Below are 16438 nucleotides of genomic sequence, written 5' to 3' on the forward strand. Positions count from 1 at the left end.
AAGAAAAACATCTAGGGGGAGCGCTTAATGGCTAATAAGATCAAACAGATCGTAGAGAAATTAGTCAACAAGCACGGCACGAACAACCCCTTTGAGATCGCATCGCAGAAAGGCATAGTGCTGTTGTTTGAACCGCTTGGCGGGACATACGGGTATCATCATACATTTCGCCGGGTTCAGATCATTCACATCAATTCAGAGTTGGACGAGCCGATGAAACGCTTCGTTTGCGCGCACGAGCTGGGGCATGCGGTTCTGCATCCCGAACTTAGCACATCTTTTCTAAGGAGAAACACACTTTTCTGCATGGATAAAGTGGAAAGGGAGGCGAATGAGTTTGCCGTGGAATTGCTTCTGTCGGATGATGTGCTTTATACATATCGCGGTACTGATGCAACCATTTATGAGGCCGCGGCGGCGTATGGAATCCCTAAGGAGGTGGTGCATCTAAAAAATTTTGACTTCTGAACCAAACATATATTCCCACAAAAAGGAGATGATCAGATTGATTATTCACTTGGACGACTATCGTAATAAGAAGAAAAAGAAAACAAACAGCTACTCCATGATCAGCATTCCTGTATTTTCACGAATCACCGTAGAGGATGGCAAACTCGTTGGTGTTTTAGAAAACGGTCAGAAAATCATCATCGAAAACTTAGAGGAGGACCGATAACATTGGCTTCGTTCCAAAAGTATAAAACGAAAGACGGCGAGAAATGGATGTTTAAAATGGATGTCGGGATCGATCCTGCTACTGGGAAGCGCAAAACAACGACACGCCGAGGTTTTAAAACCAAAAAAGAAGCGCAGCTGGCTGCGGCCAAATTGTACGACGAAATAAATAACGGAGGCTACGTGAAGGACACGAATATACTATTCAAGGATTTCGCACAAGAATGGTTAGCAATATACAGCGAGACCGCAAAAATAAGCACCATTCGCGCCAGGAAACATGAACTGGGGCACTTGATGCGTTACTTCGGCAACTTGAAGCTAAAGGATGTTACACGAAAAATGTATCAAGACATGCTCTTGGATCTCAAGAAAAAAGGATATGCTGACAACACCCTAGACGGAATTCATACAACAGGGAGAATGATTTTTAAAAAAGCGATGGAATTGGAATTGATAAACTCTAATCCTACGGAATACGCCAAGGTTCCTAAGCAGAAAAAAACAGTGGAGGACATTGAAAGGGGCAATAAAGACATGAAATTTTTAGAAAAGCATGAGTTAGCCCTCTTTTTGAAAACAGCCCAAGAACACGGGCTGGCTATGGATTATGTCGTGTTTTCGACCTTGGCATACACTGGTATGCGGCTAGGCGAATTACTGGCCCTTCAGTGGAAGGATATTAACTTTAAAGAACATACCATAGCGATTACAAAAACATTGTACAGCCCTAGAAACAATGAAAGATATTATCAATTGCTGCCCCCTAAAACACAAGGATCCATTCGGACCATCAAAGTCGATCCAAATATCATTTCACTTCTAAAGAAGCACAAGGCCGAGCAAAACGAAATCAAATTACAGATGGGAGAGCTATATCACGATCTGGGGTTCGTATTTGCGCGACCAAGTGGATTCCCTGAAGTACCTAAAAAAATTGAACTCAGAATGAAACGGCTGCTGAGAATCGCAAACATTCATAAGCGTGTGACGCCTCACTCCCTTCGTCACACTCATACCAGTTTGCTTATTGAAGCAGGAGTAGGAATCAAAGAAATTCAACAGCGCCTCGGCCATACGGATATCGAAACAACCATGAACATTTATGCACATCTAACAAAAGATTTGGAAGAAAGAGCCTCACAGAAATTTGGCGAGCTCATGAGCGGTTTGATCAAAAACTTATGATTTTCGTGGTCAAAATGTGGTCAAAACAAAAAGAACACCGGGGAAAACCCCAGTGTTCCAACGGATGGGAGGCACTGATTACATCATCCGCCCATGCCATCGGACGGCTGTCTCCCCTAGGCGGCATGGTGCCGAACAAAGATAGCAACGCATCTTTCTTTTTCACCTTTAACGTCACCTCTTGATTTTCTCCATAAACAAACGCGACTTGGTCTCCCGGTTCTGCCCCAAGCACTTCTCTAATTTTCATTGGAATCGTCACTTGATTTTTTGAAGAAAGTGTAGAGTAATACGTGTGTGTTTCATGTGAGGATCGCTTCATCACGATTCCTCCTTTCCTCTTTTCTCATTATTTTATCTTTACTCAATCAAAAAGTAAAGGTCATCTACCCCCCAAAGACTTTTATGGCAAGAAACGAAAAAACGAAAGAGGAAAAGAGCATGTTCCCTAAATTTTCAGATCTGCTGAACAGCGCGGCCAACCGTCCGAAACAAAGCGCTTCCGGGCAAGACGCTTCCCCCCTTTAGCTGAAGGCGGCAGCGTTAGATGCCAGTCTCTGCCAAAATCATCTGTTTCATCACGCCAATCAACGAACAAGATTTGCCGCCTTGAACCCGTTCCTTCGGCTCAACGGCTATCGCCTTACCGCTTCAGAAAAAAGCATATACCATGCGTCGTGACCGACAAACGATCTCGATGGAAACGTGGGCGGAAAAACGATAACCGCCGGCTCCTTCATCGCCTCTTTGCACATATTTCCGCCCCTCCGTTCCATACTAACGATGACAATACCCACCAAGGAGGAGAACATATGGTCACAAAGCAACAAGCCACGCTGCCGCCGCAGCACCAGACGCGCCAGCCGGGCCTGCAAACGGAGATGAACCCGCAGCCGGTCACGATCAAAGACTCGTATCGAGGAAGCGGCAAATTGGCGAATAAAGTCGCCATCATCAGCGGCGGCGACAGCGGCATCGGCCGGGCGGTCGCGGTTCATTTCGCCAAAGAAGGAGCCGATGTCGCCATTTTGTATTTGAACGAACACGAGGACGCCGAGGAAACGAAACGGCTCGTCGAACAGGAAGGAAAACGGTGCTTGGCGATCGCCGGCGACATCGGCGATGAAACGTTTTGCAAAGAGGCGGTGAAACAAACGATCGAGACGTTCGGCAAGTTGGACATCGTCGTCAACAACGCCGCTGAACAGCACCCGCAGCCGAACTTTCTCAATATCACTGCGGCACAGCTGGAAAAAACGTTCCGCACGAACGTATTCGGCTACTTTTTCCTAACGAAAGCGGCGCTCCCGCACTTAAAAAACGGCAGCGTCATCATTAACACCGCTTCCATCACCGCCTATGAAGGTCATGAACAGCTGATTGACTATTCAGCAACAAAAGGAGCGATCGTCGCCTTTACCCGCTCGCTGGCCAAAGCGCTCGTCGGCCAAGGCATCCGCGTCAACGGCGTCGCCCCAGGCCCGATTTGGACACCGCTCATCCCGTCGACATTCCAAAGCAGCCAAGTCGCCACGTTCGGCGCCAACACCCCGATGAAACGGCCCGGCCAGCCGAGCGAAGTCGCCCCGTGCTACGTCTTTTTGGCGAGCGACGAATCATCGTACATGACCGGGCAAATGCTTCATGTCGACGGCGGCAAATTCATTAGTGGCTGATGGCAGCCGCCGCTGACGACAAACCTTTTACAAAATCGCGTTACCTTTTCTTACAAAAATATGGCACGATGGGAAAACATCGCGTACGATAAAGCTACGATGTTCCCTACTTCTTGACAAGGTGCCCCTCTTCTCTCCGCCCGTCCCGGATGGGGCGGGTTTTTTATGTCCCGAATAAAAAAGCAGCCACAACGGCTGCTTTTTGATAAAACTTGTTCACCGCCTTGCACACGACCCCCGCTCCACAAGCCGGTGCGGGATGATAATGCGCTTGATCGGTTCGGCTTCGTTTTCGATTTTTTCAATTAAACTTTTCGCCGCTTCGTAGCCGAGCTGGAAAATGCCGATGTCAATCGATGTGAGCGGCGGGCGCGACATTTCGGCGAGCAAGGTGTTGTTAAAGCTGACGATCGACACGTCTTCGGGGACGTGCAGGCCGATTTCATCGAGCGTCTTCAGCATCCCGAGCGCCATGAGATCGTCGGCGACCACCAGCCCGGTCGGCGGCTCGGGCAAAGAAAGCAGCTCTTTCATCGCCTCTTGGCCGCCTTCTTGCAAAAACTCCTCATGGATGACGTATTCCGGCCGGTACGGCAGCCCCGCTTCACGGAGCGCCTCTTCATAGCCGGTTTGGCGGTCGATGGTCACCAAATATTGCGGATTGCCGCCGACAAAGGCGATGCGTTCATGGCCATGGGCGATTAAATAGGTAGCGGCGTCTTTTCCCGCCTGCACGTTGTCGTTGTCAACGTGGGTCACTTGTTCCGCCTTTTGGTGCGGCTTGCCGATGACGACGAATGGGAAATCGTGCTTTTGCAAGTATTTCATCAGCTTGTCGTTTTGCCTTGAATAAAGCAAAATGACGCCGTCGACGCGCCGCCCTTGCAGCATCTCGACGACCCGCTCGTAAATGTCGCTCTCTTTTTCCCCGGTCGACATTTGCAAGGCGTACCGCTTTTCATGGGCGGCTTTGCTGATGCCGCGGATGACTTCCGGGAAAAACGGGTTTTGCAGCGCTTGGTCCGCCGAGCTCGGCATGACGATGCCGATCACTTGCGTCGCTTGGCTGGCGAGGCTGCGGGCGATAAAATTCGGATGATAGCCGAGCTCTTTCATCGCCTCGCGCACCCGCTGCTTCGTTTTCTCGCTGATGCGCGGGCTGTCGGCGATGACGCGCGATACGGTCGACGGCGCGACATTGGCCCGCTTGGCGACATCTTTAATTGTAACGGTCATACGCTCCCTCCTTTCTATTTATTCATGGATCCGTTTTGCCCGTTTTTTCACCAAATATAAAAACAAAAGAAACAGCACGTAAACCGATACGATGGCGGCGATAAACGGGATGTTGATCCCCGTTTTGTCCCGCAGTTTGTACACCTCCGCCGTTTCGCGGTCCAATACAAGATCGTAGCCGTCCTCATCGCCGCGGACGAGATCGTCCAATAAAAAGCCGCGCAGCTCTTTGTTTTTCGGCAGCTGATCGTTCGTCAAATGAACGTGCTGCGTTTTGCCTGTATTGTTGATGGCAATGACAGTGGTTTCATCCCGGTAGCGCCGCTTGAACACCGCCATGCCGTCTTTTTCATACAAGAGCGTAAAATCGCCGCGCCGCAAGGACGGCAGCTGTTGACGGAGCGGGCCGATTTTTTTCAAGTAATCGATGATTTCCGGGTCGGCGCGGAAGTCCATCAACCGGCGGTTGTCCGGATCGGGGCCGCCGTTCATCGCGATTTCCGTTCCATAATACATGATCGGGATGCCCGGGGCGGTGAACAAATACGTCATGGCTAGTTTGATGCGCGAAATCGGGTTGTTGCGGTTGTCAATCGCTAGCTTCGTAAACCGCACGGTATCATGGTTGTCCAAAAACGTCCCGAGCCAATACGGGCGGTCGTAAAACGTTTTGTTGTATTCCCAGACATCATACAGCGGGCGGAGCGAGGCATCGCGCCTCGCAAGCGACTGCTTCACCGCGCCATACAGCGGGTAATCGACAAACCCGTCGATGCCATACTTCCCGTAATCGGCGATATAGCGCGGATCGTCGCTCCACACTTCACCGAGAAGGAAAACGTCTTTTTTCACCGCCTTCACTTCTTTAGAAAATTCCTGCCAAAACGATTTCGGCACATGACGCACCGTATCGAGCCGGTAGCCGTCAATGTCGGTCTCTTTGATCCACCATTTGGCGGCGTCAATGAGGTATTTTTTCACTTCCGGGTTTTCCTGCGCCAAATCGGGAAGCCCATACACCCAGCCGTTTTCTACTTGCTTTTGATTGTTCCAGTCAAAAATCTCTTTCTTCGGGTGGAACCAGTCTTTTTTCGCCGGATCCTGGAGCCACGGATGGTCGTAGCCGACATGGTTGGCAACAAAGTCCAAAATGACTTTCATGTCGCGCCGGTGCGCCTCTTTGACCAGCGTTTTCAAGTCATCGAGCGTGCCGAAATGCGGGTCGACGCGATAAAAATCTTTGATCCAATACCCATGATAGCCGCCCGGCATGTTTTCAAAAATCGGCGTCAGCCAAATGGCGGTAAACCCCATTTCCTTGATGTAATCGAGCTTCGCTGTCACCCCTTTTAAATCCCCGCCAAAATATCCTTTTGGGTCGTTGACATTGACGTCTTGGTCGTTCGTCGGATCCATATTGTTGAAACGGTCGACCATGATGAAATAAATCGCTTCGTCTTGCCACGTCCGTTCTTCTTTTTCCGCCGCCGCAGCCGGCATGGCATAAAAAAGAAGGAACGGAAGGATGAACAGCACCATCAGCCGGTTCCCCATTTCCGTTTCCCTCCTTTACTGTCCGTTTGTCTGTGTGGAAACGGGTAAGCCCACTATTTATGATAGCGGTTCTTACCCTTTTGTGCCACCCGCTGTTAAACCGGAAATCAAATATCGCTGCAAGAACAAAAAGACGATGGCAATCGGAGCGGCAATCAAAATGGAGCCGGCGGCAAAGCGAGTGAAATTGTTGGCAAACCGGTCGCTGATGAAATTGAACAACCCGACCGCCAGCGTAAATTTGTCCGGATCGCGCAAGACGATCGACGGCAGCAAAAAGTCGGTAAACGGCGCCATGAAGTTAAACAAGGCGACAACGGCCAAAATCGGCTTGGCTAAGGGCAGCATGATGCGGAAAAAGACGCCGAAATGACCGGCGCCATCGATGCGCGCCGCCTCGTCCAACTCGCGCGGAATCGTGTCAAAATAGCCTTTCACAAGCCAGGCGTTAAACGGGATTTGCCCGCCGACATAAATGAGAATGAGCCCCCAGAGCGAATCGAGCAAATGGAGCATGTCGAGCAAAATATACAGCGCCACCATCGCCATGAGCGAGGGGAACATTTGCAAGACTAAAAACAAGTACAGCCCCGTTTTCCGCCCGACGAATTTGTAGCGCGAAAACGCATAAGCGATGAGCGCCGTGAAGAAAACAGACAGCGCCGCGTTCACCGCCGCGACAAACAGGCTGTTTTTATACCAAAGCAAATAATCGCTTTGCGGGCTGGTAAACAGCCATTTGTAATGCTCGAGCGTCCATTTTTCCGGAATGAGCGATGCCGAGTACAAACTTGTTCCCGGATTGAGCGACATGCTGATGGTCCAAAGAAGTGGATAAGCGATCACGACAAACATGAACGCGATAAACAAGTAAATGAGCGTGACTTCGATGCGCGATTTCCATTTGCGGTTCATTAAATGTTCCCCTCCTCTTTAAAGGAACGGGTGCGTCGGAATTGATAAACAGCAAACCCGCACACAATCAAGCCGATGATCAGCGAAATCGCAGCCGCCATATTGTAGTTGTTCGTCGTAAACGTCAAATCGTACACCCACGAAATGAGAATGTCCGTTCCGCCGGCGTTTTGCCCGCGCACCGCCGGACCGCCATCGTTGAACAAATAGATGATGTTGAAGTTATTGAAGTTCCCCGCGTATTGCATGATCAACAGCGGAGCCGTGGCGTACAGCACATGCGGCAAGGTGATCGATTTGAACTTTTGCCATCGCGTCGCCCCGTCGATATCGGCCGCTTCGTACCAATCACGGGAAATGCTTTGCAAAACGCCGGTAAATAACGCAAACACAAACGGGAAACCAAGCCATGTCTGAATCAAGATGAGCGCCACTTTCGTCCAAAACGGGTCGGTCATCCACGGAACCGACAACCCAAACAAACTCAGCACCTCACGGTTGATCGCCCCGAATTTATCGTTAAACATCGCGGCAAACACCAAAATCGTGACAAACGCCGGCACGGCCCACGGCAAAATGAGCACCGTGCGGATGAATCGTTTAAACTTAATGCGCGGATCGTTGACGAGCAGCGCCAAAAACAGCCCAAGCGCGATTTGCATCGTCGTCGCTACGACCGTCCAGACGATCGTCCACGCGAGGACGCTGAAAAACGTGCCTTTCCAAATCGGGATGGAGACTAAGTTTTTGAAGTTGTCAAATCCGACCCAATTCAACAAATGCCGCGGCGGTGAATGATACAAGTTGTAGTCCGTAAAGGCGAGCGACACCATGAACAACAGCGGCAGCACAACGATAAACAAAAGCATGACAAGCCCAGGCGTGACAAAAATGTACGGAAACCCTCGGTCCCATGCGTTCCGGCACGATTCAACAAGCGAGGGAAACGGCTCGCCGCGCTGCCGCCGGCGGGCGTCGTTGCGGGCGTCAATGACGTTGGCAACGTGCAATGCAACGGCAAAAGCGATGATGATCACGGAAACAAGCCCTTGAATCAACAAGAAAATCGAATGATCGAGCATCGGGATTTCGCCGAGGGTCACCAGTCCCCACAGCCCGATATTCAAAAAGTTATAAAAGGTGATAAGGAATGCCGCTTCGATGATGAGGAACAAGATTCCTTTGATATAGCGGCGGTTGTACAATTGTCCAAGGCCGGCAAACAGCAATGACAGCGCCATCGCCACCGCCGGCCGATGACGGACGTTCGCCTCCGGCATCGGAACTCCCTCCTATCGATGGATAAGAACGGTGGATAGGGATGATCCTATCCACCGCCATATGACGTGTTATTTTCCAGCACCGCTGGCCGCGATTTTGTCTTGAATCGTTTTGACCGCTTCGCTGAGCACCGCTTTCGGGTTATCGCCTTTCGCGATGAATTGCAGCGCGTTGCCCATCGGCTCCCATACTTGCGACATTTCCGGCACGTTCGGCATCGGTTCGCCGTATTGGATTTGCTCAGCAAAGCCGGCGATCAGCGGGTCGTTCGTGATTTTTTCGTTCGTCAACGCTTTTTGGTTTGCTGGCATTTCGCCAGCCACTTCATAGTAGTGGAGCGAGTTTTCTTCGTTCGTCACAAATTTCATGAAATCGACTGCCCACGCTTTGTTTTTCGAATAGGCGGACAACATCCATGTTTTGACACCCACAAACGATTTCGGATGCTCGCCGTTGTCCAGCACCGGCAGCGGTGCTGTCGCCAGCTTGTCGCCTAACGCTTCCTTGTACGAAGCAATGTTCCACGGACCGGTGATGGCGACCGCTACGTTCCCTTTCGTAAACAGCCCGTTCATAATATCGCCGGTGATTTCTTTCGGAATGTAGCCGTTTTTAAACCACGATTGGACGAGCTCTGCTCCCTTGACGGCTCCGTCGTTGGCCAAACCGATGTCGCTCGTATCGTATTTGCCGTTTTCATTTTTGAACACATAGCCGCCGTAGCCGGCGAAGAACGGATAAACGAAATAGAAGTTCGCGGCTTCCATTAAAAAGCCGTATTGGTCTTTGGCCGCATTCGTTTTTTCTTTGGCGATCTTCATCAACTCATCCATCGTTTTCGGCGCTTCCGGCACTAAATTTTTGTTATAGAACACGCCGTATGTTTCCACGACCGCCGGCACACCGTACGTTTGGCCGTCATACGTCACCGCATTGACAGCGGTCTCGCTGTACTCGCCTTTCGCATCGCCAAGGTCAACCGGATCGGCCAGCCCCTGCAACACAATGTCGCCGATGCGGTCATGCGGTTGATAGAACACGTCCGGCCCTTTGCCAGCTGGGCCGTCAAGCGCCAATTTTTTCGTTTGGTCAAGCATGCTGACGGCTACCATTTCAATTTTGATTCCGGTTTTTTCCGTGTACTTTTGGAAAATATCCTTCAATGCTTGTTTTTGTTTTTCATCATCGTTCACCCACACGACGAGTTTCTCTGGCTTTTTGTCCTGTTCTGCCGTCTTTTGGTCGTTTCCTTTCGGCTGCTGGACATCGCGCTTGGGACCGCAGGCACCCAGCACGCCAATCAACAACACGGCCATGAGAAATAAAGATAACGCTTTTCTCATAATCCCCCTCCTGTCATCTTTCCGTTTTCGCAGCACAACCAAAAGGAAATCGTTTGCACAAACAAAACAATGAGCCCTTCTATGAAAACGATTGCACCGCTTAACTCTATTATATCTTCTATTTCATATTTTACAAGTTTTTTTCTATAAAATTTGACTTTTCTCTCTGTTTTGCGTACTCTTTAATCGAAGGAATCCATTGGTGCAAACGATTGCCTTTATAAGGAGGTCAGGCTTCCATGTTCAAAGAAGCGATCTACCACCGTCCGACCGACCACTTCGCCTATGCCTATGACGAAAAAACCCTTCATCTTCGCCTGCGCACAAAAAAGGGAGATGTCGATCACGCGGAACTGCTTTTTGGCGACCCGTACGAATGGCACGATGGCACCTGGCAGTTTCAAACGATGCCGATGCGGAAAACAGGTAGCGATGGGCTGTTTGACTATTGGCTCGCCGAAGTCAAGCCGCCATATCGACGGCTGCGCTATGGGTTTGTGCTTCGCGCCGGGGACGAGAAACTGGTCTATACGGAAAAAGGATTTTACCATGAAGCTCCGAGCGACGACACCGCTTACTATTTTTGCTTTCCTTTTCTCCATCAGGTCGACCTATTCCAAGCGCCGGACTGGGTAAAAGACACGGTTTGGTATCAAATTTTCCCCGAGCGATTTGCCAACGGCAACCCAGCCATCAGTCCGAAAGGGGCGCGGCCGTGGGGAAGCGAGGACCCGACGCCGACGAGCTTTTTCGGTGGCGACTTGCAAGGAATCATCGATCACCTTGACTATTTGGCTGATCTCGGTATTACCGGCATTTACTTGACGCCGATTTTCCGCGCGCCTTCGAATCATAAATACGACACTGCTGATTATTTTGAAATCGACCCGCATTTTGGGGACAAAGAGACGTTGAAAACGCTTGTCAAACGTTGCCATGAAAAAGGAATCCGCGTCATGCTCGATGCGGTCTTCAATCATTGCGGCTATGAGTTTGCCCCGTTTCAAGATGTGTTGAAAAACGGCGCAGCGTCTAGGTATAAAGATTGGTTCCATATTCGCGAGTTTCCGCTCCAAATGGAGCCGCGCCCGAATTACGACACGTTTGCGTTCGTGCCGCAAATGCCTAAACTCAACACCTCCCATCCGGAAGTGAAGCGCTACTTGCTTGATGTCGCGACGTACTGGATTCGCGAGTTTGATATTGACGGCTGGCGGCTTGATGTTGCCAATGAGATTGACCACCAGTTTTGGCGCGAATTCCGCCAGGCGGTAAAGGAGCTAAAACCAGAGGTGTACATTCTCGGCGAGATTTGGCACGATGCGATGCCGTGGCTGCGCGGCGACCAGTTTGACGCCGTCATGAACTACCCGTTGGCGGACGCGGCGCTCCGCTTTTTCGCCAAAGAAGACATGAGCGCCAGCGAGTTTGCTGACCGATTGATGCATGTGCTTCATTCCTATCCAAAACAGGTCAACGAGGCGGCGTTTAACTTGCTGGGCAGTCACGATACCCCAAGGCTGCTCACTGTTTGCGGCGGCGACGTCCGCAAAGCGAAGTTGTTGTTTTTGTTCCAGCTTACTTTCACCGGTTCGCCGTGCATTTATTATGGCGATGAAATTGGCATGACAGGTGGAAACGATCCGGAATGCCGGAAATGTATGGTGTGGGATCCAGAGAAGCAAAACAAAGAACTGTATGAACATGTCAAGCAACTGATCGCGCTTCGCAAGCAACACCGGGCGCTTCGGCGCGGAGACATCACGTTCCACACGACCGATGGCGAAATCAATCGTCTCATTTACGAAAAGACGGACGACGGCGAATCGATCATCGTCATCATCAATCGGAGCAACGAACCAGCCGACATCCCGCTCCCCTTTGACGCGCGGAGAAAATGGCTCGTCAACTTGCTGACAGGTGAACGATTCTCCGCTGAAGCAGAAACACTTTGTGTCTCCTTGCCACCGTACGGGTTTGAGCTTTACGCGGTTGAGAACTGGCAAGTTGGCTGAGCGGGCGGTTACGGATCAGCATATCGGCTGCCGGTGCAGCGGATAAGCTGCACCGGTGTGATCTTTTGCCGGCCGTCTCCGAAGACGGAAAACGTTCGGCGAACATGTCGCTTTCCGGCTGAAAACACACTTTCCGCCCCTTTGATGAACACCGGCAGCGGCGGCATGGAAAATGCGACCGTATCCATCGGCCTCTCCCCTCTTTTGTCGGAAATGTGCAAGCAAAATCGCTTCTTTCTCTTTCCATTATGCAACAAACTAGCTAAACTGAATATATCGTTCAAGTCGGAATAAGAAAAGGAGTTGTCTCAACATGCGCCGTGAGGCCAAAACGCGATCATTGTTTTCCTTGACGTGGCCAATTTTTATTGAAACGTTGCTCTATATGGTGATGGGCAACGCCGATACACTGATGCTCAGCCAGTATTCAGATCACGCGGTTGCCGCCGTCGGGGTGGCGAACCAAATCATCGCTTTAACCATCGTGCTGTTCAACTTCGTCGCTTTAGCGACGACGGTGCTTGTCGCCCAATATTTAGGCGCCCGCCGAGAGCAAGAAGCTGTTGACGTATCGCTTGTATCCCTCGCGGCCAATTTGTTGTTCGGATTGTTGTTAAGCACCATTCTTGCCGCATTCAGCGAGCCGATTTTGCGAATGATGGATTTGCCCGCCGAGCTGCTTGATGAAGGAACCCGTTATTTGACAATTGTCGGGGGATTTTTGTTCATCCAAGCGCTGATGATGACGATCGGCGCCATTTTGAAAAGCTATGGCTTCACCCGTGACACGATGTATGTGGCGGTTGGCATGAACGTTTTGCACGTCATCAGCAACGCGGCCCTCATTTTTGGTTTGTTCGGCCTGCCCGCCCTCGGCATCCAAGGGGCTGCTATATCGACCGCCGCCAGCCGCGGTATGGCCTTTCTCGCGCTTCTTGCTTTGTTGTGTAAACGAACAAATATTCCGCTCGCACCAAGGGCGTTTCGCTGTCTTCCGTTTCACTATTTGCGCTCACTGCTGAAAATCGGTATTCCGGCAGCCGGGGAGCATCTTTCGTACAATACAGCGCAAATGGCCATTACATATTTCATTACATGGCTTGGCGCTGAGGCATTGACCGTCCGTGTATACACGCAAAACATTATGATGTTTGTGTTTTTATTCGGCATCGCTGTCAGCCAAGGAACGCAAATTCTCGTCGGCCACTTCGTCGGCGCCGGGCGATACGAGGAAGCCTACGCCCGCTGCTTGAAAAGTTTGTACAGCGCCATCGTCATTTCAGTGCTGCTGGCCGCAGCCGCCTATTGGTTTGCTGAACCGTTGCTGTCGCTCTTTACCGATGACCGCTCGATGATTGTTCTTGGCCGCAAACTGTTGCTGTTAACAATCATCCTTGAACCAGGGCGCTCCTTTAACTTAGTGATTATCAGTTCGCTTCGTGCCGCTGGTGATGTGCAATTCCCTGTCTATATGGGCATTTTGTCGATGTGGGGCATCGGCGTGACCATTGCTTACGTATTTGGCATCGCCCTCGGATTTGGCCTCGTCGGCATTTGGCTGTCGTTCATCGCTGACGAATGGCTGCGCGGACTGTTGATGCTTTGGCGCTGGCGGTCGCGCGTCTGGATGAAAAAAACGATGGTGACGCACGCCAAAATGGCGTAGCGCCACCAATCGACAAAGAGCTGCGCGTAGGCGCAGCTCTTATTCTTTAATGCGAATGCCGTAATAATCGAACCAAACGTGTACTTGGCCAAGGTAAGCGAGCAGCTGCGGACCGGTCATAAGCTGCCCGAACCACGGCACTTGGAACGACCTTCCTTCCGTTTCAACAAGCGATGACAATTTTTCTCTATCGAAAAACTCATGCAAAATCGAAGAGCGGTCATGGAGCAGCTGCTCAAGCCATTGCTTGACAAGTTTCGTATATAACGGATGGTGCGTTTTCGGATATGGGCTTTTTTTCCGGTAGAGCACCTCTTCGGGAAGCAATCCCTCGAGCGCTTTTCGCAAAAGACCTTTTTCTCGACCGCCGTACATTTTCATATCCCATGGAATATTCCAAACGTATTCGACAATGCGATGGTCAGCGAACGGCACGCGCACTTCCAAACTCGCCCCCATGCTCATCCGGTCTTTCCGATCAAGCAGTGTTGTCATAAACCAAATCATATTTAAGTAAAACAGTTCACGCCGCTTTGCCTCCTCGGCGCTTTCCCCTTCCAGGCGCGGCACTTCGGCGATCGTTTGTTCATAACGCATTTGCACATAGTCGTCAAGGCGAAGCTTTTGCCGCCACTCGTCCTTTAATAGGCCCATACGCGCATCGATCGAACGCATCCAAGGAAACCCTTTCCGCGACAAATCGTCCGGCCGATGGAACCATGGATAGCCGCCGAAAATTTCATCGGCGCACTCCCCGGATAAGCTGACGACAAACTGTTCGCGAATTTGTTTGCAAAACCAAAGAAGCGAAGAATCGACATCCGCCATGCCTGGAACATCGCGGACGATGACGGCTTCATGCAAATGGCGGAACAGTTCTTCTTGCGTGATCACGCAGCGGTGATGAATCGTTTGAAATTGATTGGACACCTGTTCGATAAATGGTGCATCCGTGTTTGGTTGAAAATCGTTGGCTTTGAAATACTGGTCGTTTCCTTCATAATCGATCGAGTAGGTGTGCAGCGGCCCTTTTCCATCTGCCGTGAAGGCATTGGCGGCAATCGCCGTAATGGCGCTCGAATCAACCCCGCCAGATAGAAATGTGCAGACCGGCACATCGGAAACGAGCTGACGCGTCACGGCATCCGTCAACAGAAAGCGCAGTTTCTCGACCGTTTCCTCAAACGAATCGCGATGGATGTCGCTTTCGACATTCCAATACCGCCAAATGCGAAGTCCTTGGCGGGAAAAAGTGAGCGCGTGTGCGGGGCGCAGTTCCCGAATGCCGTCAAACACGCCGTGCCCCGGCGTGCGCGACGGTCCGAGCCCAAACACTTCGGCGAGTCCTTCATAATTGACTTCTGCCTTTACATCAGGATGGGCCAAAATGGCTTTCACTTCCGAACCGAACAGCAACCCCCCGCCATCTTCTCGATAAAACAAAGGTTTTACTCCGAGCCGGTCGCGCGCCATAAATAATAGCTCGCGCTCCTCATCCCAAACGGCAAAAGCAAAAATGCCGTTCAGCCAATCAACGCATTGTTCCCTCCACTCCATGTACGAGGCAAGCAGCACTTCTGTATCGGAGTGGCCGTCAAATCGATAACCTTTGCGCAATAGTTCCTTGCGAATCTCTTCTGTATTATACAGTTCGCCGTTGTAGACGATCGTATAACGGCATCCATTTTTTTGCCGGAGCATCGGTTGTTTGCCGCCGGCCGGATCCACAACGACGAGCCGCTTATGACCGAAAGCGACGTGTGTATCCAGCCATGTATTGGTATCATCCGGTCCACGTTTGGCGAGCGTCTCTGTCATGCTGTCAATGATCGTTCGCTCGCGGCGCAAATCGCGCCCGAAATGGACCCAGCCAGTAATGCCACACATACAAACCAATCCTTTCTTTTCATCAAAGATGGCAAGTTTTCATCCGTTTCCATCATTTCACCCGTTCTTTTTTCACAACCGCTTCTAGCGATCGCTTCTTTGATTCACGATGGTTCTCCATATCGGCATGATTCCATTTTATGCACCCCCCGTCATTTCGATGAATTGTCCGACGCCGGTCGCCGCACGAATAAATCAGCAAAAAAATGGAAAAACAGAGGAGTACAAGGAGGATGAGGGACATTGAACATCGAAGAACGACTGCGATGCATTGCGGAACAGCCACGGGCGTATATACAAGGAACAGTGGAGTTTGTCAACAACGAATGGATCTTTTTTGATGAGGAAGAAGAGGAAGCATCCTTGATGGAAGAGATGGCGGAGCAAGACATCGAATGGTTTCATTGCGGGCATTGGCTGTCCGGGCAATGGCAGGATCAGGGCGCGGTCGCCACGGATCTTGGCGTCTTTCCCCTCGAAAACGGAGATCGCATCCGTTTCCGCAAGCGGTTGACTTATGCCTACCAACAATGGCTCGCCGCGCTTCCTGATTCAACCTTTTTCCAGTTTGTTCAATGGCTGAACAGCCTCGGATTTTCGCTGTATGACTGCTTATATTGCTACAATGGCTTATTGTTTGCCAAATCGTCTGGCGTGAATTTCATCATTTACGACAACACTGAACAAATCGGCAGCATCCACCACTATTACGAGCGCGGACGGGCATCAAGCGATCGCTTTGAAATCACATTGAACAGCGGTGAGCGAGCCATTTGCGCCCAAATCGGCTGAACCACCTGTTGATCCTCACGTCGTTTAACGTAATTTCCAACAGAAGTCTCCCACCTCAAGGAATGTGCAGGGCAAAGCCCAATGAGTAGGGTGGGAGATGAATGTCGGTTGGCGATCGCCGACGGATGTGGTAATCTATTGTTAGAACGGACGCCTTCGGAGCGAAGGAAAGCGTAAAGGGTTCTTGTGTATGGCTTACCGTTCGGCGAA

General features: G+C 50.8%; 14 protein-coding genes and 1 pseudogene. 7 read left to right on the plus strand and 8 right to left on the minus strand.

The genetic code is table 11. The features are described from left to right. Positions 1-27 precede the first annotated feature (27 nt). From N685_RS0101750 to N685_RS0101760, 3 genes are read left to right on the plus strand one after another with little or no spacing between them, the layout of a single operon-like run. The gene (locus tag N685_RS0101750) at positions 28-468 is read left to right on the plus strand and encodes an ImmA/IrrE family metallo-endopeptidase (RefSeq protein WP_031405328.1); all 441 of its coding nucleotides are present in this window, start codon (positions 28-30) and stop codon (positions 466-468) included. A gap of 28 nt (positions 469-496) precedes the next feature. Next, complete coding sequence (locus N685_RS19735; protein WP_237746863.1) at positions 497-676, plus strand: hypothetical protein; 180 nt, start codon at positions 497-499, stop codon at positions 674-676. A 2-nt stretch (positions 677-678) separates the two neighbouring features. Continuing rightward, entirely contained in the window at positions 679-1863 is a 1185-nt protein-coding gene (locus tag N685_RS0101760) for a site-specific integrase (RefSeq protein ID WP_031405330.1), read from the plus strand. Here the strand turns inward: N685_RS0101760 and N685_RS0101765 are convergent. Further along, complete coding sequence (locus N685_RS0101765; RefSeq protein ID WP_237746864.1) at positions 1850-2185, minus strand: AbrB/MazE/SpoVT family DNA-binding domain-containing protein; 336 nt, start codon at positions 2183-2185, stop codon at positions 1850-1852. The genes N685_RS0101760 and N685_RS0101765 overlap by 14 nt on opposite strands. Positions 2186-2675: 490 nt before the next feature. Here N685_RS0101765 and N685_RS0101775 point away from each other — a divergent pair, with 490 nt between their 5' ends. Further along, a complete protein-coding gene (locus N685_RS0101775) occupies positions 2676-3539 on the plus strand; it encodes an SDR family oxidoreductase (RefSeq protein ID WP_031405334.1) in 864 nt (287 codons plus the stop codon). A 216-nt stretch (positions 3540-3755) separates the two neighbouring features. Here the strand turns inward: N685_RS0101775 and N685_RS0101780 are convergent, their stop codons facing one another. From N685_RS0101780 to N685_RS0101800, 5 genes are all read right to left on the minus strand, one after another. Next, the gene (locus N685_RS0101780) at positions 3756-4775 is read right to left on the minus strand and encodes a LacI family DNA-binding transcriptional regulator (RefSeq protein WP_031405336.1); all 1020 of its coding nucleotides are present in this window, start codon (positions 4773-4775) and stop codon (positions 3756-3758) included. 18 nt (positions 4776-4793) lie between these two features. Beyond that, on the minus strand, positions 4794-6329 hold the full coding sequence (locus tag N685_RS0101785; RefSeq protein WP_031405337.1) for an alpha-amylase family glycosyl hydrolase: 1536 nt from the start codon (positions 6327-6329) through the stop codon (positions 4794-4796). Between the two features lie 72 nt (positions 6330-6401). Continuing rightward, the gene (locus N685_RS0101790) at positions 6402-7244 is read right to left on the minus strand and encodes a sugar ABC transporter permease (RefSeq protein WP_031405339.1); all 843 of its coding nucleotides are present in this window, start codon (positions 7242-7244) and stop codon (positions 6402-6404) included. Then, entirely contained in the window at positions 7244-8524 is a 1281-nt protein-coding gene (locus N685_RS0101795; RefSeq protein ID WP_031405342.1) for a carbohydrate ABC transporter permease, read from the minus strand. The genes N685_RS0101790 and N685_RS0101795 overlap by 1 nt, the downstream gene beginning before the upstream one ends. 69 nt (positions 8525-8593) lie before the next feature. Then, positions 8594-9868: a sugar ABC transporter substrate-binding protein gene (locus N685_RS0101800; RefSeq protein ID WP_031405344.1), complete on the minus strand. Its 1275-nt coding sequence runs from the start codon at positions 9866-9868 to the stop codon at positions 8594-8596. Positions 9869-10107: 239 nt separating this feature from the next. On the opposite strand from N685_RS0101800, the gene N685_RS0101805 reads away from it, so the two are divergent. Next, a complete protein-coding gene (locus N685_RS0101805; protein ID WP_031405346.1) occupies positions 10108-11883 on the plus strand; it encodes an alpha-glycosidase in 1776 nt (591 codons plus the stop codon). An 80-nt stretch (positions 11884-11963) separates the two neighbouring features. On the opposite strand, the pseudogene N685_RS19440 reads toward N685_RS0101805, so the two are convergent. Further along, a pseudogene (locus N685_RS19440) lies at positions 11964-12098 on the minus strand (AraC family transcriptional regulator); the annotation flags it as partial. 98 nt (positions 12099-12196) lie between these two features. On the opposite strand from N685_RS19440, the gene N685_RS0101815 reads away from it, so the two are divergent. Beyond that, on the plus strand, positions 12197-13549 hold the full coding sequence (locus tag N685_RS0101815) for an MATE family efflux transporter (RefSeq protein ID WP_031405350.1): 1353 nt from the start codon (positions 12197-12199) through the stop codon (positions 13547-13549). A 39-nt stretch (positions 13550-13588) separates the two neighbouring features. Here the strand turns inward: N685_RS0101815 and asnB are convergent, their stop codons facing one another. Beyond that, positions 13589-15436: an asparagine synthase (glutamine-hydrolyzing) gene (gene asnB, locus N685_RS0101820; protein ID WP_031405352.1), complete on the minus strand. Its 1848-nt coding sequence runs from the start codon at positions 15434-15436 to the stop codon at positions 13589-13591. A 243-nt stretch (positions 15437-15679) separates the two neighbouring features. Here asnB and N685_RS0101825 point away from each other — a divergent pair, with 243 nt between their 5' ends. Continuing rightward, on the plus strand, positions 15680-16228 hold the full coding sequence (locus N685_RS0101825; RefSeq protein WP_031405354.1) for a DUF2777 domain-containing protein: 549 nt from the start codon (positions 15680-15682) through the stop codon (positions 16226-16228). Positions 16229-16438 lie beyond the last annotated feature (210 nt).

This window comes from Geobacillus vulcani PSS1, from assembly GCF_000733845.1.
In the GTDB taxonomy this organism is placed as follows: Bacteria; Bacillota; Bacilli; order Bacillales; family Anoxybacillaceae; genus Geobacillus; species Geobacillus vulcani.

Bases quoted from the DNA above. Each gene is read 5' to 3' on its own strand.
- N685_RS0101750 (WP_031405328.1), top strand. From the start codon at position 28: ATGGCTAATAAGATCAAACAGATCGTAGAGAAATTAGTCAACAAGCAC.
- N685_RS19735 (WP_237746863.1), top strand. From the start codon at position 497: ATGATCAGATTGATTATTCACTTGGACGACTATCGTAATAAGAAGAAA.
- N685_RS0101765 (WP_237746864.1), bottom strand. From the start codon at position 2,185: ATGAAGCGATCCTCACATGAAACACACACGTATTACTCTACACTTTCT.
- N685_RS0101775 (WP_031405334.1), top strand. From the start codon at position 2,676: ATGGTCACAAAGCAACAAGCCACGCTGCCGCCGCAGCACCAGACGCGC.
- N685_RS0101780 (WP_031405336.1), bottom strand. From the start codon at position 4,775: ATGACCGTTACAATTAAAGATGTCGCCAAGCGGGCCAATGTCGCGCCG.
- N685_RS0101785 (WP_031405337.1), bottom strand. From the start codon at position 6,329: ATGGGGAACCGGCTGATGGTGCTGTTCATCCTTCCGTTCCTTCTTTTT.
- N685_RS0101790 (WP_031405339.1), bottom strand. From the start codon at position 7,244: ATGAACCGCAAATGGAAATCGCGCATCGAAGTCACGCTCATTTACTTG.
- N685_RS0101795 (WP_031405342.1), bottom strand. From the start codon at position 8,524: ATGCCGGAGGCGAACGTCCGTCATCGGCCGGCGGTGGCGATGGCGCTG.
- N685_RS0101800 (WP_031405344.1), bottom strand. From the start codon at position 9,868: ATGAGAAAAGCGTTATCTTTATTTCTCATGGCCGTGTTGTTGATTGGC.
- N685_RS0101805 (WP_031405346.1), top strand. From the start codon at position 10,108: ATGTTCAAAGAAGCGATCTACCACCGTCCGACCGACCACTTCGCCTAT.
- N685_RS0101815 (WP_031405350.1), top strand. From the start codon at position 12,197: ATGCGCCGTGAGGCCAAAACGCGATCATTGTTTTCCTTGACGTGGCCA.
- asnB (WP_031405352.1), bottom strand. From the start codon at position 15,436: ATGTGTGGCATTACTGGCTGGGTCCATTTCGGGCGCGATTTGCGCCGC.